Here is a 20,272-nt window from a genome sequence, read left to right on the forward strand (position 1 = left end):
AATTATGCTGGGTTACGTAAAAGAACAAACAACTTTGACCAGAGAGCAAAAAGAAGCTGCTGGTATTTTATCTACTGCCACCTTTTTAGAATATTTTGACTTAATGCTATATGTTCATTTAGCAGTATTATTAAATGAACTATTTTTCCCTAAATATGAGCCTAGTGTTACTTCTCTTCTATCTGCTTTTACTTTTTGCTCTACCTTTATATTTAGACCATTAGGAGCATATATCTTCGGAAGAATTGGTGATAAATTAGGTAGAAAGTCCACTGTTATTATGACAACTACCTTAATGGCTTTATCATGTATAGTGATGGCTAATGCTCCTAACTTACGAGCAAATAGGTTATTTTGCTGCTGTATTAATCACAGTTTGCCGTGCAGTCCAAGGTATGGCATCCGTAGGCGAGATCAGATGAAGAGATCAGGCATGGAATAGAGATTCATATAAAAGGCTTTGCTAAAAATAAGCATGTTAATTTGTTTAAATTTACTGTTTCTACCAACAGAGTTGAGTATGTTGTTACCAATAACAAAACTCACAAATCTTCTAAAGCTGCACAAGATGAGTGTGGCTTTCGATGGGTAATTGAGAGCATGCACAGAGAAATTAAGCAACTTACTGGGATAGAACGTTGTCAATGCAGGAAACAGCGTCTTCAACGTAATCATATTAGTTGGGCATTTCTCAAAAGGACTGCAAATACAATCGGTAAAACGGTTTACCAAATAAAGTTAGGGCTTTTAGATGACTACATGCAACAACAGCTGCGTTCTCCATCTTTACGATATTTAGAACCAAACATAGCGTAAGTTTTGTTATATTTATTTTATCTTCCCCATATCTTTTAGGAAATGTGACTACACCTATACAACTTCTTTTAATTCAAATATGCATAATATCATACTCTTTTGATACTGTTCCGGCGGTTTCTATATTCTTTAGACATTTTCCAGTTTTTACACGTTTTACCTATATAGCTTAATGCGATAAGGTAGTGATTTTTTAAGAGCATAGTAAACAGCATCAAAAAAGTGCTCAAAATTAGAAATAGTTTTTCTTATTTCATTCTTGATTTTAAACCAGTAATGCTCAATAGGATTTAAGTCAGGAGAGTAAGTTGGTAAAAATAAAATACTGCAACCAACAGATTCAATTAACTTTTTCACTTTTGTACTTTTATGAAAATTAATATTATCCATTACTACTATCTGACCAGCCTTTAATTCCTTGATCAATATCTCTTGTACATAAGTTTCAAAAATGTCCTTATTACATGTCCCATCAAATATTATTGGGGCAATAATATCTTTGACACACAGCCCAGCAATCATACTAATCCGTGATTTATGTTGATAGACCTTTTCACCATAACATCTTTGACCGATAATGCTCCACCCGTGTTCTCTACAGCTATTATCTTCTATCCCAGACTCATCGATAAATACTAAATCTTGTTTATCTATAGTTTTTAGTTTCAATATAAACTCATTCCTTAGACCAATATCCCTTTTGGGATGAAGAAAAGTTTTTTTTATAACTATAACCTAATTTATTAAGCAATCTTGATATCGTACTTGCAGATACTTTTTGACTCCAGTTATTAGCTAGCTCCATGGTGGTTTTATCAAAACAAAACTTACGCTATGTTATAGCAAATATGCTAAAAACCCTTACTACAAAGCTATGTTTTTACAGTGCATCACTTTATAATATCCTTTAATTTATAGGAATTATATCAAACATAGCGTAAGTTTTGAAAATTTAATTCTACAAAACTTACGCTATGTTTGGTTCTAAATATCGTAAAGATGGAGAACGCAGCTGTTGTTGCATATAGTCATCTAAAAGCCCTAACTTTATTTGGTAAACCGTTTTACCGATTGTATTTACAGTCCTTTTGAGAAATGCCCAAACTAAAAATGCACAACTAATATGATTACGTTGAAGACGCTGTTTCCTGCATTGACAACGTTCTATCCCAGTAAGTTGCTTAATTTCTCTGTGCATGCTCTCAATTACCCATCGAAAGCCACACTCATCTTGTGCAGCTTTAGAAGATTTTTGAGTTTTGTTATTGGTAACAACATACTCAACTCTGTTGGTAGAAACAGTAAATTTAAACAAATTAACATGCTTATTTTTAGCAAAGCCTTTTATATGAATCTCTACTCCATGCCTGATCTCTTCATCTGAAAATGTCAACTCTTTTACAGCTTTATAAGGTTTAGAATCGTGCGTTTTACTAACGTTTCTATTGGCTTTAATAGGGGCATAATAATATTTCCCCAGAGAGTCAACATGTTGCATAATTTTGTGTGTAGAATACCATGTGTCAAAAAGTACTGTTTGAAAAGGAATCTTCTTGCTATAAACAGCATTATTTAACATGTTTAATAGGTGTTCTAGTTTTGTTGCTCCATCATGATCAGGTGCAAAAATTCGATAATCTATTACCCAAAACTTATTAATATCAGGGTTATAATATACCAGACTCACTACTCCTATACCTTTAGTAACTCTACCTGTAGCTCCACTGTACTGCGATCTTGCAATTTCTATTTGCTTCGTATTCCTTTTATTTAAAACCGTATCATCAAATATTGTATATCCATTAGATGAAAAAATAACATCATTCTTGATGTGTTCCCATAACAAAGAAGGTGTATATTTTTCATTCCTTAAAAATCTATTAATAACATCATGACTACATTTCTTTGCATATTCAGCGTAGTAGGTTAAACTATAATTCTTTTGGCTAACTATTAAAAATTGACAATAATCTGTCCTATTAATTGGTATTGCTTGCAACTTTATCCTCTTTGACATGTTTAATTATTTTTACAATAATTTATCACTTTTTTACTCATAGCGTAAGTTTTGTATTAATTCTTTTTTGGTTGTTAACTCTTGGTTTTAAGACTTCATTAACCTAGTAATTCACTGCTATATTCTTCTAGCTCACCTACCCTACTTGCAACTCTTTCCATGAACTCATTAATTACCAAGTCCTTCTGAATGCTCATTTGCTTTAAATTCTCTCTTAAAAATGACTCCCCCGCATAACTTGAGAAAAAACCTGATATGGATAACTCCTTCATACGCTCATGCATGTTTTTGGGACTTTGGTTTGTGTCTTGGTTTCGGTTTTGCAATACTTTTCTAGTTGCTGCAAAATCGTATCCTTGTTCCTTAAACATTTTAAACTCCTCTGTAATGCTGTAAGTACTGCAAGCTTCTGCGTGCTCTCTTGCAGTATGGCTCTTGGTCTCAAGGTTCTGATTCTCTGCAGCATCACTTGGCTTAGCCGCTATCTCATCTGCAAATCTTGCATATATTAGTTTTCTAGGCACTGTTGCAAATAGGTATTGTGGGTGTATTTTGTGAAGGGAGTGAAATATGTTATGTATTAAAAGGCTAATAGATTTTCAGTAATAATTCTGATTTCGCCGTGAATACCTTGACCATATTTCCATAATTCAAATCTTCCTTTTTTAAACATTCGCATTATCTCAAATCCTTTAATAGTTGCATAAGCTGTTTTCATTGATTTAAAACCAAGAGTAGGTTTAATCAGTCGTTTCAGCTTACCATGATCAGATTCTATTATATTATTCAGATACTTAATCTGCCGATGTTCTAACTCTTGTGAGCATTTGCCTTCTGATTTGAGTAGAGTAATTGCTTTACTATAAGCTGGGTTCTTATCAGTATTAATTGTTTCCGGATGTGAATATTCTGGGATTGATTTCAAGGCTTTACCTAGGAAACGCTTAGCAGCGTTAGCATTACGAGTAGATGATAGGTAAAAATCAATTGTATCCCCATATTTGTCTACAGCTCTATACAAATATGCCCATTTACCTTTTACTTTAATGTATGTCTCATCTACTCTCCAACTAAACCCTGACTTAGGCTTCCAGCACCATTTTAATTTATCTAATATCTTTGGGGCATAATACTGAACCCAACGGTAAATTGTAGAGTGATCTACCTCTACACCTCTTTCCTCTAACATCTCTTCTAAATCTCGATAGCTAATACCGTACTTACAGTACCACCTTACTGCCCATATTATTATATCGTATTTAAAATGACGTCTCTTAAAAAAATTCATAAAGCTTATCTATAACAATTTATTCCCTATTCTTATATACTAATATTTCCTATTTGCAACAGGGCCTTATTTACTTATATGCAAAAGGTTACATTTTTATAACAAATTCATACTTGGCATTTCATTAACCTCTTTTATCGAGGAGGTGGAGTCGTGTATGTCAAGACTTACTAGCATTTTTGCTTATAGACGTGCCATTGATGATCAAGATATACAAAATAATCAGACACCATCACCGAGTATAAGTCAGGAACTAGAGCATCAAAATTGGGGTCCCCCAGTAGGTATATTTTTGTCAATTATTTCCATTGGGTTGTTTATATTTTATAAGTCTAAGTCATATTCCAAAATTAATAATGTGAAAATACTATAAGTAAGTAGAACAGAACCTATTTAAAATAATAAGATTTTAAATAGGTAATGATGAACAGAAAATATAGACACTTATCTCGAGAAGAGAGATATGAGATAAAAAGAATGTATGACCTAGGAGTCAGTATTAATAAGATAGCACAACATCTTACGAGGTCTAAAAGCACTATTAGTATGGAGCTAAAAAGAAATAAGGTAAAAGATAAGTATATGCCTTGTGTTGCTCAGGAAAAATATGAAAACAGGATGTATCAGCAAGAGTTATTAAAAATAGAAAAGAACCCTATGTTGTTAGATTATCAAAACTTACGCTATGTTTGGTTCTAAATATCGTAAAGATGGAGAACGCAGCTGTTGTTGCATATAGTCATCTAAAAGCCCTAACTTTATTTGGTAAACCGTTTTACCGATTGTATTTGCAGTCCTTTTGAGAAATGCCCAAACTAAAAATGCACAACTAATATGACAAAACTTACGCTATGTTATAGCAAATATGCTAAAAACTCTTATTACACAGCAATGTTTTATAGTGAAGCACTTCATAATATCCCTTAATTCATGGGCATTATATCAAACATAGCGTAAGTTTTGATTAAAAATATCAAAACTTACGCTATGAGTAAAAAAGTGATAAATTATTGTAAAAATAATTAAACATGTCAAAGAGGATAAAGTTGCAAGCAATACCAATTAATAGGACAAATTATTGTCAATTTTTAATAGTTAGCCAAAAGAATTATAGTTTAACCTACTACGCTGAACATGCAAAGAAATGTAGTCATGATGTTATTAATAGATTTTTAAGGAATGAAAAATATACACCTTCTTTGTTATGGGAACACATCAAGAATGATGTTATTTTTTCATCTAATGGATATACAATATTTGATGATACGGTTTTAAATAAAAGGAATACGAAGCAAATAGAAATTGCAAGATCGCAGTACAGTGGAGCTACAGGTAGAGTTACTAAAGGTATAGGAGTAGTGAGTCTGGTATATTATAACCCTGATATTAATAAGTTTTGGGTAATAGATTATCGAATTTTTGCACCTGATCATGATGGAGCAACAAAACTAGAACACCTATTAAACATGTTAAATAATGCTGTTTATAGCAAGAAGATTCCTTTTCAAACAGTACTTTTTGACACATGGTATTCTACACACAAAATTATGCAACATGTTGACTCTCTGGGGAAATATTATTATGCCCCTATTAAAGCCAATAGAAACGTTAGTAAAACACACGATTCTAAACCTTATAAAGCTGTAAAAGAGTTGACATTTTCAGATGAAGAGATCAGGCATGGAGTAGAGATTCATATAAAAGGCTTTGCTAAAAATAAGCATGTTAATTTGTTTAAATTTACTGTTTCTACCAACAGAGTTGAGTATGTTGTTACCAATAACAAAACTCACAAATCTTCTAAAGCTGCACAAGATGAGTGTGGCTTTCGATGGGTAATTGAGAGCATGCACAGAGAAATTAAGCAACTTACTGGGATAGAACGTTGTCAATGCAGGAAACAGCGTATTCAACGTAATCATATTAGTTGGGCATTTTTAGTTTGGGCATTTCTCAAAAGGACTGCAAATACAATCGGTAAAACGGTTTACCAAATAAAGTTAGGGCTTTTAGATGACTATATGCAACAACAGCTGCGTTCTCCATCTTTACGATATTTAGAACCAAACATAGCGTAAGTTTTGTCTATAAATTTTTTAAATCCCTCTATGTCTCTTATTATTCTACGATGTCCTGTATGATCACCACTTTTTGCTTTGACATCCCCAGTTTGTTTCTTTAATTTTTTCCACTCTATTATAGTCTTCCTACTAATAGAGTATATCTCTGAAGTCTCTTTTATTGTTTTATAGCATAAGTCATTAAGGTACTGACAGAGCGAGAGTATCATGTTATAGTAAGCAAATATTAACAAGCATGTAAAGAGATATGGCACGAGCATATGCAATAGAACTAAGACTAAGAGTTATAAAAGCTGTAGAAGCAGGGATACGAATAAGTAAGGTAAGTAAATTATTTAATGTAAGTCGTGATACTATATATAAATGGAAAAAATTAAAAGATAAGCAAGGTACTTTAGAAGCAGCAACTGGTTATCAGAAAGGACATAGTCATAAGATAAAAGATTCAGAATCTTTTAAAGAATTTTTTAAAGCTAATATGAATAAAACATCAAAGGAGTTAGCAAAGCAATGGGGTAATATTGCATCTGTAACTATTTTAAGACAAATCAGAAAACTTGGCTATAGCTATAAAAAAACTCATTTTCATCCGAAAAGAGATATTAAATTAAGAAATGAATTTATAGCAAAGATACAAACCATCACAAAAGACAAATTAGTATATCTTGATGAATCTGGAATAGAGGATAATGCTTGCAAAGAGTATGGATGGAGCATTATAGGACAAAGGTGTTATGGAGAAAAGGTGTATCAACATAAATTTAGAATAAGTATGATAGCTGGTCTTTGTAATGGTAATCTTATTGCTCCTGTAATATTTGAAGATAATTGTAATACAGAGGTCTTTAAAACTTATATTAGGGATGTATTAATTACAGAATTACAACCTGGGCAAACCGTTATTATGGATAACATTAATTTTCATAAAAATTCTAAAGTTAAAGAGTTCATTGAATCCGTTGGTTGTACCATATTGTATTTACCAACTTACTCTCCTGATTTAAATCCTATAGAGCATTACTGGTTTAAGATAAAAAATGAAATTAGGAAAGTTGTAGGAGATTTTGAAACATTTTATGATGCTGTTTTTAATACTATTAAATTGTCAGTATCTTAATGATTTATGCTATATAATACATGGCTACATACGAATCCCGAAATTTGGCTTACCAAATCTTGCAGTATCAAAATTATACTCTAGGTAAATATCTGATTAGAATATATGCCGGTATAAAACAAAAACCTGCAATAGCAAAAAAATAACCCCAGCCTAAATAAGTAGCGGCGTAACCGGAAATACTACCAAAAAATACAGTGCTAATATAAGCAATAGAAGTAATCAAGGCGATCTGCGTTATGCAATATTTAGAGCTACAACATCTTAATTGGTAAGAAAAAAACGGCGACATAGTTAGCCCTTTGGTAAACTCCTGAAAAAACACTGCTATATAAAGAGTTGTAATAGTTTGACTATAAGAATAAAGCAGTAAAAAAGTTATGCTAGATAAAGCATGATAAACTAATACTCTTCTAAATATATAAGCATATTCATATTTTCGGCATAGAAAACCGCCTATAAATCCTCCAGCTATAGTAGCACACATACCAAAAGCCTTATATCCAAGAGCTAAATCTTTTTTCGTATAGCCGATATCAAGATAAAACATATTTGGCATGACTGAAAGAAAGTTATCCTGCAAGCGATATAGAAGCATAAAGCCAACAATTATTATCCATTTAGTTTTTTTGATAAAATCATAGAAAGCATGCCAAAATCTATCAAAATCATTAACGGCTATTTTTTCTTTAAACTTTAGCGGATAGAAAATAATTAGTAATAATGATGGCACACATAAAATCGCCATAGTGCGATAGACTTCTTGCCAAGATATGATAGTCGATAAATATAATGCACCAGAACCTGATATAAGTATACCGATTCTGAACCCACTAGTGCAAGCTGCCTCGCTTATTCCCCAATTTTTATTATTAATAAGTAGCATTTGGGAAGATTGCAAAAGCATGTCATAAATAGAGGAAAAAAATGCTAGAATTATCAAACATAAAAAGAAGGATATAAAATTAGTACTGGGATTAAAGCCAGTTAGAATATATACGCAACAAATGCAGCTAAGCAGTGAAAAGATTAAACAATATTTATATCCACGACTATTTGAGGGTATAAAACTTATTTTTTCAAGTAGCGGTCCCCATAGAAATTTAAATATGTGAATGAAGTTAACCAGACTAAAAAGACCGATGGTAATTTTATCAAAACCGGATTCTCGAAGCCAAAAAGAAAGCGTCGAACCGGTAAGTAGATAAATTAAACCACCAGGGAACGAAATGAATAATATAAATAAAATACTATATATATTTTGTAATCGTGAAAAATTAGAAATTATGAATTTATCCTCCTATAATTATGTGCCATTGCGTTGATTGGAAACGTCATGCTCATTCCTTAATCACAGCATCTCACGGTCTGCAAGATCCCGCAAACAAGTTGCGGGATGACAGACTTTCCTCTTAAGATACTTTACTTCTTTTTTGACTGTAATTATTACTATTACTCTCAGAACTTCTTTTATTGCCAGCACCGAATCTTTTATTAGAGTTATCGCCTCTTCTATTATTACCAAATGATCTTTTACGATTATTTTTGTTACTTCTAAAGCTCTCTCTAGGAGTAGATTCGCCTTGATTTATTAAACGATCAATAGCACGCCATCTAACAACATCATCAGGTGAAATAAATGATAATGCATTACCTTTAGCACCAGCTCTACCAGTTCTACCTATTCTGTGCAGGTAATCTTCCGGACACATCGGTAAATCATAATTAATTACGTGCTGAGTATGCGGAATATCAAGTCCACGAGCAGCCACATCAGTTGCTACCATTATTCTATGATTTGACTTACGGAATGATAAAATTACTCTATCACGTTGACGCTGACTTAAATCACCATGTATAGCTTCTGCTTTATGATTTTCATATCTTAGCATTTTAGCTAATTGATCAGCAGAACGTTTTGTTTTTACAAAAATAATTACTGATCCCTCTCTATCGCCAAGCTGCTTATTTAACTCAGTAAATTTTTCTTTATCTGTAATATGTACTGACTCTTGTTTTATTTCTGCTGCTGCTTTATTAGTAGCACCTACTGTAATACGTACAGGATTATTTAAATATTTTTGTGAAAGAGAAATAATATGTTTTGGCATAGTAGCAGAAAACATTAAAACTTGTCTTTTTTCGGGCAAGAATTTATTGATTTCTTCTAACTGCTCTTTCATACCCATATCTAGCATTCTATCCATTTCGTCAAGCACAGTTATACCTATACGATCAATTTTTAGGCTTCCACGATTTAAATGATCAATAATACGCCCAGGAGTTCCTATAATTACTTTAGGATTTTTCTTTAATTGCGTAAATTGCTTAGGCATAGGCTCACCACCTATCAAAACTGCATTATTTATTTTGAAAGACGTAGTTACTTTGTTTAAGGTAGAACAGATTTGTGTTGCAAGCTCTCTTGTCGGTACTAATATTAAAGTAGTAGTTTTATCTTTAATAAATGCATTAATTACTGGTAACAAGTAAGCTAAAGTCTTGCCTGAACCAGTTTGGCTAGAAGCAAGTATATCAGAACCTGCGATAGCAACCGGAATCGATTGCTTTTGTATTTCGGTTGGCTCTGTTATCTTCATCGCTTCAAGCGTATTAGTTAATTCTTCAGGTAAATTAAAATTTTTCATTATATAATCCAATAAAGTTTAAGTTAAAATATGCACATTATTGATTGTATAAAAATATCTCACAGCAAAAAATAATGACTTTAGTATCTTTGTATTACAAAAATATACTAATAGCAGCCATTAAATTATCTATAGCATATTAACAAAATAGCTTTAATTGATTTGAAGTAATAACGAACCTATTTCAAAAAAATCTTATAATTTACAGCAAATAAAGATTTTAATTAGCTTTAAAATTATTTGTTAACAGTACCACAATTATGATATTTTTTTACTTTTAAGCATAAAATCATCCCAATGCTTAAGACATGTATAAGGTTATTATAAGACAAAACAAAATATCTAATATTTTGTTGTAAAAGGTGACGAGGCTATCCAAAATTTAAAAACTTTGGATAGCTGTTTTTGGTACAAATATATTTATTTAATTCTGAGGTTAACTGCAGAAATTTTACCATCCTTTTCTTCAAGATCAAAAACTACATCTTGTCCTTCATTAAAATCTGCAAGACCTGCTATGTCTACGGCAGATTTGTGTACAAACACATCTTTGCCGCCATTTTTCTGTTCAATAAATCCAAAATTTTTCATCGGATCAAACCATTTAACTTTACCTACTATATTTGTAGTCATAAAAACCTTTTTAGATAGAAATTGCTTATTGGAATTTAAATTATGCTTAATAAAAAATTAAAGATCAGACTTACATTTAATATTAAGATTAATAAAAAATTCACTATGTAAAACTATCTTACCTTGCGGCATTTGTCAATAACATGCAAAAGAAAGTATTACTTTCTGGGTCTAATTATATCATATTATTACTATTTTGTCACTATTTTAGTTAATATATTACAGGCAAAATTTGATTTGCCTACATTAGACCTTTATTATTATGTAATTAATAAATAAAAGTTCTTGCTTTTTTTTCTTTTTTTTATTAATCTGTCCACTTAACAAAATACAGTATTGTATTTTTAATTGCCCGCGTGATGAAATGGTAGACATAACGGACTTAAAATCCGTGGAGCGTAAGCTCTTGCCGGTTCAAGTCCGGCCGCGGGTACCACATGTTAAAGCACATAGAAGACCTCCACTTTTAACTTGTAAACTTCCCACTAAATTCTTTATTTTATTTGCAAGTCTTTTTAGTTTCCTGTTTTATATCACTATTCATAAAATAATCTATAATTTCTGCTATTCTATTCAGCAGTAAATCAAAAGTAAAAAAAATTATATTAATATCATTGCAAATACAATATAAATAGCTATAATAGCTTCAAGAATAGGAATTTAACGGATGCAATTTAAAGTTTAAATAATAACAGAAAAGAGTAAATATAATAATATAACTCAAAATGTATGGATAATTTAATAAAGTTTCTAGAAGAAAAAGATTTTACAGAAGAAGCAATAAGTTTAAAAAATGGCGGTGATATTCTTAATCTTTCAAAAAAAAGACTTACAGATACAGATGTTAAAGAAATCTCTAAATTGCTAGCAAGCGATAATAATATTATCCAGCTCGATTTGTTTGGTAATAACATAAGTACAAACGGAGCTATAGAGCTTGCGAAACTGCTTTAAGCTTAATAAAACTCTTATTGGTCTTGACCTTGGGAATAACGATATAGATAAAACAGGGGCAAACGAAATTGAGAAAGCATTAAAAGCAAATACAACTCTTATTTTTCTTAATTTGACATGGAATTCAGTAGAATCAGCAAAATATTTAGTTAGAAATGCCAATTTAACAAACGAGCAAGAATTAGTAAAAATGGCAAAAAAATTTAATGAAATAGACGAAGAAAAATTATTAAAGAAATTAGATATAATAGTAAGAGGCAATATCCCCCGTAAGACTTGCCTGCGTGGATCATTTTCTCCTGTCATCCCGTGATTTATGAACTAGAGCCAGTTAAAAATACTAATAAAATTAGTATTTTAAACTATTTTTCTGGATGCCGTGGACAAGCAACTAGATAACCTCGAGAGTGCTTTTCAATCCACGCTGGGCAAGCCTTAAGCGGGAATGACATAGTAGCCATACAACAGCATTAATTTTTCCTTGCAATGACACTGATTTTTTAAAACTGTCTAGTATTATTATATCACAAATTTTAATTTTGTTCTACTTTTAATTTAAAAGGTACTTATTTTATATATTAATGATATATTAGTATTATTGATGGAATTAAAACTATTAAGGCAAAACATAGACATCGTATAAAAGCTTATCTATTGATAAATTTAATTAATTTGTAGCCAATTATATAATTCCTAAACAACTCTATTAATTATTTAGAAAAGTTAATATGAATTAAATTATTAATTTATTGTTGAATTTTATAAAATATAGCATAAAAATTAGCAATAAATTTAATAAGTACAAATATGTTCCCTATTGTATATGATGACTATAAAAAATGCAAGTAGAAGCTGTTAAAAAAGAAATAGATCGAGCTTGTCTCTTTGGATACACCTTCATTCTAGAAGATATTTTAAAAACTATACCTAATTTTTTAAACAGTAAATATTATGACCCTAGTTATTTACGCACTGCATATTTGGATAATAATAAACATATAATATCCATTTTACTGCAAGCAGGAGCGAGTCCAGATACTTCTTATATAGGTCTTAATCCACTTTTATATGACGCGTGCCTTGAAGGTAAAGAAGATATAGTAAATATATTTCTTAATGCCGGAGCAAATCCTAATATTAGGAAGCAGAGCGGGGAATCTCCTTTAAGGATAGCAGCTCATAAAAATCATGTTAATATAGTTAAGTCTCTTCTCAAACATGGAGCTGATCTAGAAGATAAAACGGAAAACTTACTTTCTGATCCTATTCCTATTGTAATTGAAGCAGTAATGAACGGGTATCATGATGTAGTTAAGCTATTGTTACAATATGGTACTAATTTAAATATAGAACTTATTAAGAAGTCTGCATTAATGTTCACTGATGCAGAATCAAAAAATTCTCTAGCATTAACAATAATATGTCGCGATGAAAGTTTTACTAATATGTCAATTGATACTCCTAATAAACTTTTACCTAGTTTTTTAAAATGGAAAGCATCTATAAAACCTTATGATATTGAATTTAAAACTAAACCTTTAAAGCTTCATTTAGTAGAAATTTATAATTTAAGTAAGTATTTAAAAACTCTTGAAGAATATAAAGATAGTAAGGAATTGAAAAATATAAATAATATATTAGATTGTTTTCCAGAAATCGTAAAAGCATTAGATAATGATAGTAAACCAATATTTAGCCTTAAGAACCTCGCTATCTTAAAACTCAGTGAAATAGAGAATTTTCAGATTTATCTACTTTACCTCTCCTTTCTAACAAAAAATTTGCTGAAAAAGTTAAAGAAAAAGAAATATTCGAGCATTTAGAAAACAATTGCCCATACTTATCAGATCATTTAGAAAAGCTTATAGGTAAAATAAATGAACATAGTACTTGGTGTAGATAATTTAGAATTTTAACAACCTACGATTAAATTATTGCTTTTTTATATAATATAATTTATATATTTCTTAACTCTTTAAATTATTATTAATATGAAACAATTAGAGGATCTTTCTTGGTCATCATATAGTTAGTGGGAAAGATGGCAAATTCTTAAAGCTCATTGCGTCAGAGTTTCTGATGAAGAGTCTTTTAATAATAATCTCCTTCATATAGCCGCAAAAAGTGGTGATCTAGCACTTCTCAAGAAAATATTATTAAATAGCGAAGAGAACATAGATATAAATAAGCAAGATGAAAAGGGTTGGACAGCACTACATATAGCAGCTTATTTAGGAAATCTTGAAATGACGAAATTTTTAGTAGAGGAAGAAGGAGCTGATATTAGTGCAAAAAATGATAATAATCATACGGCAATGGATTTGAGTTTCAAATGTATTAATCAAGAAATTGCAGAATATTTGATAACGCAAGGAGCAGAGATACCGCCTAAACCAGTCGGTATTATTGAAGTTCCTAGCTTACATAGTGTTAGAGCAGGATCAATGTTTAACCATGATATAAAAACAGATCTTGCATTAGTACAAAGCTTAAATAATTTCAGAACTAGGATAAAACTTTATAAAAAATTGATTAACACTAAACTGGAACAACTATTTCAAGGAAATAATTTTAATAACGATTTAATAAATGAAGGTATAACGCCTAATCACATTATAGTTTTTGCTAATAAAAAAATACAAACATTGCCAAGAGATTTTAAAGAAACTCCAGAACTTTTTGCAAAGCATATTAACGATCTTTACTCTTTACAGGAATTTTTAGAGATTAATTCATATTTTAGAGATGATGAATTGAAGACTAATTTAGAAGAAGCATTAAATAATTACACAGGAATAAGAAACTTTAAAGATGCAGGACTAGGGTGTAATCTAAAGTTAAAAACTTTATGTATGCTTTCACTCATAAAAGATGCAACCTATGAAGATATTAGTTTTTTACCTCAAACTTTAAAGACAGAACTTACTAAAAAATATTTACCTGAAATAATCTATCCCACAAAAACACTTAAAGATATTTCTTGGTCTCAATATAGCTGGAGCGAAATAGCAAAAATCTTATTATGTTCTTCTAAGACTTTATTAAATCTCTTTTGGGTATATTCCCCGCCGCTTGCGGCGTAATATGGCGGAATGAGCAAATATATACATAAAAGTCATAATGTTACGGTACTGCTGTATCACATGGTATTTCCAGCAAAATATCGCCGAGCAGTGTTTGACGTATCAGTTGATCAAGTATTACGAGAAATATGTTTAGAGATAGAAAAGAGATATCAAATAAAATTTTTAGAAATAGGGGTTGATGAAGATCATGTCCATTTTTTGGTACAATCTGTACCAACCTATAGCGTAACAAAAATAGTAACAACAATTAAAAGTGTTACAGCTCGTCAAATATTTAGACAGTGTCCACAGGTAAAGAAACAATTATGGGGTGGAGAATTTTGGACTGATGGATATTTTACGAGTACGGTAGGTAAGCATGGAAATGAGAATATGATAGGAAAATACGTAAAAAACCAAGGCAAGGAATATCAGAAACTGCATGAGGATCATCAGCTAGCTTTCTTCTAAAATACCCCGCTGCTTGCGGCGGGGATTACTTTTATTGAGAATTTAAACCTTTTATATATAGGATTACTCAGCGGTGATTTAAACCTTATTAAAAAGATTTTAGAAGTTGAGAATATTGATGTTAATGCATCTGTGCATCAAGGAAAAAAGCTGAAAATGCAAGGACTAAGTAGAACAAAACCTATAAATTTTCTGCCCAAATTTCATTGGGGGTTTTATAACCAAAAATCTTTCTTGGCATGTTATTTAAAATCTCAGCAACATTGTCAAGACCTCTTTGTGTAACGGTAGTAATATCTGTATTTTTAGGTAAAATTCTATGAATCATAGAATTCATTTTTTCCACTAATGCTTTTTGTCTAGGGCGGTATGGATCACAAAAGAAAGTTTGAAACCCAGATAGTCTATAGGCAACATGCCCCACAAACTCTTTGCCATTATCCATAGTAATAGTCTTTCTCACACTATTTGGAAGAGTTTTTATCTTTCTTAAAAAACCATTGGTAACTGTTGTAGCTCTCTTGGAGTTATTCAGCACTAAAATAATCTTTTGACTCTTTTTATTCACCAGTGCACCAATATTCATACTTTGATTACCTTTATGAAATGTAAGATCTGCCTCAAAATTCCCTACTTCTACCTTTTTCGTAGCTATTGCATTACGCTGATGTATTGAGATCCTTTCTGGTATAATGATCCTTTGACGCCTCTTCCCTCTTTCTTGCCTTTTATATCTTTTAGAAGGTAAATAGCTATATAACTTTAATTTAGCTGCTACTGCAGAAGTGTAAACAAATCTATATATACTTTCTGTACTGATACACAAAGCTGTATTTTTGTCTAGTTTTAACTTTCCGGCTATAGCATCCGGCGACCATTTCTTGCGAATCATAGCATTTTTAATATAATCTAACAACATAGGGTTCTTTTCTATTTTTAATAACTCTTGCTGATACATCCTGTTTTCATATTTTTCCTGAGCAACACAAGGCATATACTTATCTTTTACCTTATTTCTTTTTAGCTCCATACTAATAGCGCTTTTAGACCTCGTAAGATGTTGTGCTATCTTATTAATACTGACTCCTAGGTCATACATTCTTTTTATCTCATATCTCTCTTCTCGAGATAAGTGTCTATATTTTCTGTTCATCATTACCTATTTAAAATCTTATTATTTTAAATAGGTTCTGTTCTACTTACTTATAGTATTTTCAAAGCACTTCATATAGCTTGTTTAGATCAAAATTTAGAATTAGTAAAATTTTTAGTAAATCAAGGTGCTGATATAAATATACCAATTCCAAAAATAGAGGATGATAGTGTTCTAATAAAAGTAATCCCCGCCGCAAGCAGCGGGGTATTTTAGAAGAAAGCTAGCTGATGATCCTCATGCAGTTTCTGATATTCCTTGCCTTGGTTTTTTACGTATTTTCCTATCATATTCTCATTTCCATGCTTACCTACCGTACTCGTAAAATATCCATCAGTCCAAAATTCTCCACCCCATAATTGTTTCTTTACCTGTGGACACTGTCTAAATATTTGACGAGCTGTAACACTTTTAATTGTTGTTACTATTTTTGTTACGCTATAGGTTGGTACAGATTGTACCAAAAAATGGACATGATCTTCATCAACCCCTATTTCTAAAAATTTTATTTGATATCTCTTTTCTATCTCTAAACATATTTCTCGTAATACTTGATCAACTGATACGTCAAACACTGCTCGGCGATATTTTGCTGGAAATACCATGTGATACAGCAGTACCGTAACATTATGACTTTTATGTATATATTTGCTCATTCCGCCATATTACGCCGCAAGCGGCGGGGAATATACCCAAAAGAGATTTAATAAAGATGATAATACTTTAAGCCTCTTTACTGTAACATCAGGCATCAAAACTATTATAGAATTGAGTGTTAGTAAACTTGATTTGGATATGACCAAATATTTTCTTGAACTCAGCATGAAATTACCTCAAGTAAATACAGTAATATTAAAAGATTCAGAAACCACACAAACTGGAAAAGATTTCTTTGAAAAATTAATTGAATATTATCAAAATAAATGCAAAACTTACACTATGTTTGATATAATGCCCATGAATTAAGGGATATTATGAAGTGCTTCACTATAAAACATTGCTGTGTAATAAGAGTTTTTAGCATATTTGCTATAACATAGCGTAAGTTTTGAATGTTTAGAAGATTCAAAATACCAAACTGTTTTAGATCAAATTAAAAAGAGACAAACAGAGGTTCTTAATGACAATGTTCCAATTGAAAAGTTAGTAGAAAGCTTATTAAATATGGATTCAACTAGTCCTGATGAGCAAGAAATTTTAGGCGATCATCCAATAGGAACAGAAAGTAATTGATAAGAGGGTTATTTATGAAAACATTGTGGAACTTTTCTTGATCTCAATATAGCTGGGAAGAAGTAAGAGAAATTATTAAAGGGTATTTTGTAATATATTCAGAATCTGTTGATTTAACCGATAATGGTATAAAGCCGGCTCCTTTAAGTAGTAATATTATTCATATAATTGCTAAAAGTAATAACTTAGAGCTTGCTAAAAAAGTTATAGGTGACAGTAAAAATATTTCAGATTTAGTATAATAGTAAAATTATGTTTAAAAAATATTTCTCAAGTTTATTTATTCTTCTAATTTTATCAGCTGCAATGTATGGCACTGAAGGAAATTTAAAATTAAAAGAACTGTTGGACGTAATGCCGCAAATAGCAAATGCTACCTCCTCTTCTTCTGCTCATCCTGAAATTTGCAGTTCGAAAGTAACTATTAACGGCGTTAATTATGAAGTCAGATATTTTAGTTTTGAAGATACTATAGCTTAATGCGATAAGGTAGTGACTTATAGTATGAGTTGGATTATACTAAATGAAAAACTTATGGCAAAGGCATATTCATACGATTTAAGAATACGAGTAATAAAAAGTTTAACAGATGGTAAAACAATAAAAGAGACTTCAGAGATATACTCTATTAGTAGGAAGACTATAATAGAGTGGAAAAAATTAAAGAAACAAACTGGGGATGTCAAAGCAAAAAGTGGTTATCATACAGGATATCGTAGAATAATAAGAGACATAGAGGGATTTAAAAAATTTATAGAATTAAATTTTGATAAAACCACCATGGAGCTAGCTAATAACTGGAGTCAAAAAGTATCTGCAAGTACGATATCAAGATTGCTTAATAAATTAGGTTATAGTTATAAAAAAAACTTTTCTTCATCCCAAAAGGGATATTGGTCTAAGGAATGAGTTTATATTGAAACTAAAAACTATAGATAAACAAGATTTAGTATTTATCGATGAGTCTGGGATAGAAGATAATAGCTGTAGAGAACACGGGTGGAACATTATCGGTCAAAGATGTTATGGTGAAAAGGTCTATCAACATAAATCACGGATTAGTATGATTGCTGGGCTGTGTGTCAAAGATATTATTGCCCCAATAATATTTGATGGGACATGTAATAAGGACATTTTTGAAACTTATGTACAAGAGATATTGATCAAGGAATTAAAGGCTGGTCAGATAGTAGTAATGGATAATATTAATTTTCACAAAACTTACGCTATGTTTGGTTCTAAATATCGTAAAGATGGAGAACGCAGCTGTTGTTGCATATAGTCATCTAAAAGCCCTAACTTTATTTGGTAAACCGTTTTACCGATTGTATTTGCAGTCCTTTTGAGAAATGCCCAAACTAAAAATGCACAACTAATATGATTACGTTGAATATGCTGTTTCCTGCATTGACAACGTTCTATCCCAGTAAGTTGCTTAATTTCTCTGTGCATGCTCTCAATTACCCATCGAAAGCCACACTCATCTTGTGCAGCTTTAGAAGATTTGTGAGTTTTGTTATTGGTAACAACATACTCAACTCTGTTGGTAGAAACAGTAAATTTAAACAAATTAACATGCTTATTTTTAGCAAAGCCTTTTATATGAATCTCTACTCCATGCCTGATCTCTTCATCTGAAAATGTCAACTCTTTTACAGCTTTATAAGGTTTAGAATCGTGTGTTTTACTAACGTTTCTATTGGCTTTAATAGGGGCATAATAATATTTCCCCAGAGAGTCAACATGTTGCATAATTTTGTGTGTAGAATACCATGTGTCAAAAAGTACTGTTTGAAAAGGAATCTTCTTGCTATAAACAGCATTATTTAACATGTTTAATAGGTGTTCTAGTTTTGTTGCTCCATCATGATCAGGTGCAAAAATTCGATAATCTATTACCCAAAACTTATTAATATCAGGGTTATAATATACCAGACTCACTACTCCTATACCTTTAGTAACTCTACCTGTAGCTCCACTGTACTGCGATCTTGCAATTTTTATTTGCTTCGTATTCCTTTTATTTAAAACCGTATCATCAAATATTGTATATCCATTAGATGAAAAAATAACATCATTCTTGATGTGTTCCCATAACAAAGAAGGTGTATATTTTTCATTCCTTAAAAATCTATTAATAACACATCATGACTACATTTCTTTGCATGTTCAGCGTAGTAGGTTAAACTATAATTCTTTTGGCTAACTATTAAAAATTGACAATAATCTGTCCTATTAATTGGTATTGCTTGCAACTTTATCCTCTTTGACATGTTTAATTATTTTTACAATAATTTATCACTTTTTTACTCATAGCGTAAGTTTTGTATACTATCCGGATATTCTCCAGGATGATGATCCTGTAGATATTCTAATAATGTTAATGATGTTAAATGTGGTATTTGTTCTAATAAAGGCACTATAATTGGTTCCCACACTTTGTCTAAAGGATCATTAATACGTTTAGAAACTTTTTTATATTGTTTTTGTGGTAGCCCTCTTCTTTCTATATTTCTAGCAGTACGTTCTGAAAATCCTGCTTTAGCTGATGCAATAACTTGGTTTAAACCTGCTTTTCTTAATGTCATATATACCTTTACTTGTTGGTGTGTTATTCTTTTCCCAGACATCTTTGCAACTAATTAATTTGTTTAGATGTCTATTTTATTATCGGCAAAGAAAACTGTCACCCCTCGGCAATAATATCTGTCATTGCATACAGGGCCATATTATTAGTATTTTTTATTTTTTTCTGGATTGCCACGCTCATTTAATTCGCTCGCAATGACATAAACA

26 protein-coding genes, 1 tRNA gene and 2 pseudogenes are annotated in these 20,272 nt (G+C 31.1%); 16 read left to right on the forward strand and 13 right to left on the reverse strand.

Annotated features, from left to right (window positions below; genetic code table 11):
* Positions 1-4 precede the first annotated feature (4 nt).
* Together AAGD55_RS09995 and AAGD55_RS10000 are read left to right on the forward strand one after the other, a co-directional pair.
* Positions 5-416: pseudogene (locus AAGD55_RS09995) on the forward strand (MFS transporter); the annotation flags it as partial.
* 67 nt (positions 417-483) lie between these two features.
* On the forward strand, positions 484-816 hold the full coding sequence (locus tag AAGD55_RS10000; protein ID WP_341791352.1) for a hypothetical protein: 333 nt from the start codon (positions 484-486) through the stop codon (positions 814-816).
* Positions 817-972: 156 nt separating this feature from the next.
* Here AAGD55_RS10000 and AAGD55_RS10005 read toward each other — a convergent pair.
* From AAGD55_RS10005 to AAGD55_RS10020, 4 genes and pseudogenes are all read right to left on the reverse strand, one after another.
* Positions 973-1,633, reverse strand: a pseudogene (locus AAGD55_RS10005) (IS630 family transposase); the annotation flags it as partial.
* Between the two features lie 150 nt (positions 1,634-1,783).
* Positions 1,784-2,833, reverse strand: coding sequence for a transposase (locus AAGD55_RS10010; RefSeq protein WP_341791353.1), 1,050 nt, complete (start codon positions 2,831-2,833; stop codon positions 1,784-1,786).
* A gap of 98 nt (positions 2,834-2,931) precedes the next feature.
* Entirely contained in the window at positions 2,932-3,357 is a 426-nt protein-coding gene (locus AAGD55_RS10015; RefSeq protein WP_341791354.1) for a hypothetical protein, read from the reverse strand.
* Between the two features lie 56 nt (positions 3,358-3,413).
* On the reverse strand, positions 3,414-4,121 hold the full coding sequence (locus AAGD55_RS10020; RefSeq protein WP_341790969.1) for an IS6 family transposase: 708 nt from the start codon (positions 4,119-4,121) through the stop codon (positions 3,414-3,416).
* 420 nt (positions 4,122-4,541) lie between these two features.
* Between AAGD55_RS10020 and AAGD55_RS10025 the strand changes: the two genes are divergently transcribed.
* A complete protein-coding gene (locus AAGD55_RS10025) occupies positions 4,542-4,820 on the forward strand; it encodes a helix-turn-helix domain-containing protein (RefSeq protein ID WP_341791355.1) in 279 nt (92 codons plus the stop codon).
* A gap of 329 nt (positions 4,821-5,149) precedes the next feature.
* A complete protein-coding gene (locus AAGD55_RS10030) occupies positions 5,150-6,199 on the forward strand; it encodes a transposase (protein WP_341791356.1) in 1,050 nt (349 codons plus the stop codon).
* On the opposite strand, the gene AAGD55_RS10035 is transcribed toward AAGD55_RS10030, so the two are convergent.
* Positions 6,139-6,411: a hypothetical protein gene (locus AAGD55_RS10035; RefSeq protein WP_341791357.1), complete on the reverse strand. Its 273-nt coding sequence runs from the start codon at positions 6,409-6,411 to the stop codon at positions 6,139-6,141. The genes AAGD55_RS10030 and AAGD55_RS10035 overlap by 61 nt on opposite strands.
* Before the next feature lie 38 nt (positions 6,412-6,449).
* Here AAGD55_RS10035 and AAGD55_RS10040 point away from each other — a divergent pair, with 38 nt between their 5' ends.
* A complete protein-coding gene (locus AAGD55_RS10040) occupies positions 6,450-7,319 on the forward strand; it encodes an IS630 family transposase (RefSeq protein WP_341791358.1) in 870 nt (289 codons plus the stop codon).
* A 73-nt stretch (positions 7,320-7,392) separates the two neighbouring features.
* Here the strand turns inward: AAGD55_RS10040 and AAGD55_RS10045 are convergent, their stop codons facing one another.
* The 3 genes from AAGD55_RS10045 to AAGD55_RS10055 all read right to left on the reverse strand — a co-directional run bounded on the left by AAGD55_RS10045 (position 7,393) and on the right by AAGD55_RS10055 (position 10,600).
* Positions 7,393-8,607: an MFS transporter gene (locus AAGD55_RS10045; protein WP_341792586.1), complete on the reverse strand. Its 1,215-nt coding sequence runs from the start codon at positions 8,605-8,607 to the stop codon at positions 7,393-7,395.
* A gap of 124 nt (positions 8,608-8,731) precedes the next feature.
* A complete protein-coding gene (locus AAGD55_RS10050; RefSeq protein WP_341791359.1) occupies positions 8,732-9,967 on the reverse strand; it encodes a DEAD/DEAH box helicase in 1,236 nt (411 codons plus the stop codon).
* Between the two features lie 420 nt (positions 9,968-10,387).
* A complete protein-coding gene (locus AAGD55_RS10055) occupies positions 10,388-10,600 on the reverse strand; it encodes a cold-shock protein (protein WP_341791360.1) in 213 nt (70 codons plus the stop codon).
* Positions 10,601-10,950: 350 nt separating this feature from the next.
* Between AAGD55_RS10055 and AAGD55_RS10060 the strand changes: the two genes are divergently transcribed.
* The 6 genes from AAGD55_RS10060 (at position 10,951) to tnpA (AAGD55_RS10085) (ending at position 15,090) form a co-directional block, all read left to right on the forward strand.
* Positions 10,951-11,036: transfer RNA gene (locus AAGD55_RS10060), tRNA-Leu, on the forward strand.
* A gap of 293 nt (positions 11,037-11,329) precedes the next feature.
* On the forward strand, positions 11,330-11,554 hold the full coding sequence (locus AAGD55_RS10065; RefSeq protein WP_341791361.1) for a hypothetical protein: 225 nt from the start codon (positions 11,330-11,332) through the stop codon (positions 11,552-11,554).
* Positions 11,538-11,867 (forward strand): hypothetical protein, encoded by a 330-nt coding sequence (locus AAGD55_RS10070; RefSeq protein WP_341791362.1) that lies wholly within the window; start codon positions 11,538-11,540, stop codon positions 11,865-11,867. Before AAGD55_RS10065 ends, AAGD55_RS10070 begins: the two co-directional genes overlap by 17 nt.
* A gap of 526 nt (positions 11,868-12,393) precedes the next feature.
* Complete coding sequence (locus AAGD55_RS10075) at positions 12,394-13,377, forward strand: ankyrin repeat domain-containing protein (RefSeq protein ID WP_341791363.1); 984 nt, start codon at positions 12,394-12,396, stop codon at positions 13,375-13,377.
* A gap of 327 nt (positions 13,378-13,704) precedes the next feature.
* Positions 13,705-14,637, forward strand: a complete 933-nt coding sequence (locus tag AAGD55_RS10080) for an ankyrin repeat domain-containing protein (protein ID WP_341792587.1) — start codon at positions 13,705-13,707, stop codon at positions 14,635-14,637.
* Positions 14,638-14,646: 9 nt separating this feature from the next.
* The gene (gene tnpA, locus AAGD55_RS10085; protein WP_341790826.1) at positions 14,647-15,090 is read left to right on the forward strand and encodes an IS200/IS605 family transposase; all 444 of its coding nucleotides are present in this window, start codon (positions 14,647-14,649) and stop codon (positions 15,088-15,090) included.
* Between the two features lie 181 nt (positions 15,091-15,271).
* On the opposite strand, the gene AAGD55_RS10090 is transcribed toward tnpA (AAGD55_RS10085), so the two are convergent.
* The gene (locus tag AAGD55_RS10090) at positions 15,272-16,246 is read right to left on the reverse strand and encodes an IS30 family transposase (protein ID WP_341791364.1); all 975 of its coding nucleotides are present in this window, start codon (positions 16,244-16,246) and stop codon (positions 15,272-15,274) included.
* Positions 16,247-16,318: 72 nt separating this feature from the next.
* Between AAGD55_RS10090 and AAGD55_RS12455 the strand changes: the two genes are divergently transcribed.
* The gene (locus tag AAGD55_RS12455) at positions 16,319-16,459 is read left to right on the forward strand and encodes an ankyrin repeat domain-containing protein (protein WP_410526133.1); all 141 of its coding nucleotides are present in this window, start codon (positions 16,319-16,321) and stop codon (positions 16,457-16,459) included.
* Here AAGD55_RS12455 and tnpA (AAGD55_RS10095) read toward each other — a convergent pair.
* Entirely contained in the window at positions 16,456-16,899 is a 444-nt protein-coding gene (tnpA, locus tag AAGD55_RS10095) for an IS200/IS605 family transposase (RefSeq protein ID WP_341790826.1), read from the reverse strand. The two genes, AAGD55_RS12455 and tnpA (AAGD55_RS10095), sit on opposite strands and share 4 nt — an antisense overlap.
* On the opposite strand from tnpA (AAGD55_RS10095), the gene AAGD55_RS10100 reads away from it, so the two are divergent.
* The 4 genes from AAGD55_RS10100 (at position 16,892) to AAGD55_RS10115 (ending at position 18,758) form a co-directional block, all read left to right on the forward strand.
* On the forward strand, positions 16,892-17,209 hold the full coding sequence (locus tag AAGD55_RS10100; RefSeq protein ID WP_341791365.1) for a hypothetical protein: 318 nt from the start codon (positions 16,892-16,894) through the stop codon (positions 17,207-17,209). The two genes, tnpA (AAGD55_RS10095) and AAGD55_RS10100, sit on opposite strands and share 8 nt — an antisense overlap.
* A gap of 519 nt (positions 17,210-17,728) precedes the next feature.
* Entirely contained in the window at positions 17,729-17,956 is a 228-nt protein-coding gene (locus AAGD55_RS10105) for a hypothetical protein (RefSeq protein ID WP_341791366.1), read from the forward strand.
* A gap of 24 nt (positions 17,957-17,980) precedes the next feature.
* Positions 17,981-18,385, forward strand: coding sequence for a helix-turn-helix domain-containing protein (locus AAGD55_RS10110; RefSeq protein ID WP_341791367.1), 405 nt, complete (start codon positions 17,981-17,983; stop codon positions 18,383-18,385).
* Between the two features lie 7 nt (positions 18,386-18,392).
* Positions 18,393-18,758, forward strand: a complete 366-nt coding sequence (locus AAGD55_RS10115; protein ID WP_341791368.1) for a transposase — start codon at positions 18,393-18,395, stop codon at positions 18,756-18,758.
* On the opposite strand, the gene AAGD55_RS10120 is transcribed toward AAGD55_RS10115, so the two are convergent.
* From AAGD55_RS10120 to AAGD55_RS10130, 3 genes are read right to left on the reverse strand one after another with little or no spacing between them, the layout of a single operon-like run.
* Positions 18,698-19,576 carry a transposase gene (locus AAGD55_RS10120; RefSeq protein ID WP_341791369.1) on the reverse strand — a complete coding sequence of 293 codons (879 nt, stop codon included), beginning with the start codon at positions 19,574-19,576 and terminating at the stop codon, positions 18,698-18,700. The genes AAGD55_RS10115 and AAGD55_RS10120 overlap by 61 nt on opposite strands.
* 23 nt (positions 19,577-19,599) lie before the next feature.
* A complete protein-coding gene (locus tag AAGD55_RS10125; protein ID WP_341791370.1) occupies positions 19,600-19,749 on the reverse strand; it encodes a hypothetical protein in 150 nt (49 codons plus the stop codon).
* 33 nt (positions 19,750-19,782) lie between these two features.
* Positions 19,783-20,064: a hypothetical protein gene (locus tag AAGD55_RS10130; RefSeq protein ID WP_341791371.1), complete on the reverse strand. Its 282-nt coding sequence runs from the start codon at positions 20,062-20,064 to the stop codon at positions 19,783-19,785.
* Between the last annotated feature and the right edge of the window lie 208 nt (positions 20,065-20,272).

The organism is Rickettsia endosymbiont of Gonocerus acuteangulatus, assembly GCF_964026435.1.
In the GTDB taxonomy this organism is placed as follows: domain Bacteria; phylum Pseudomonadota; class Alphaproteobacteria; order Rickettsiales; family Rickettsiaceae; genus Rickettsia.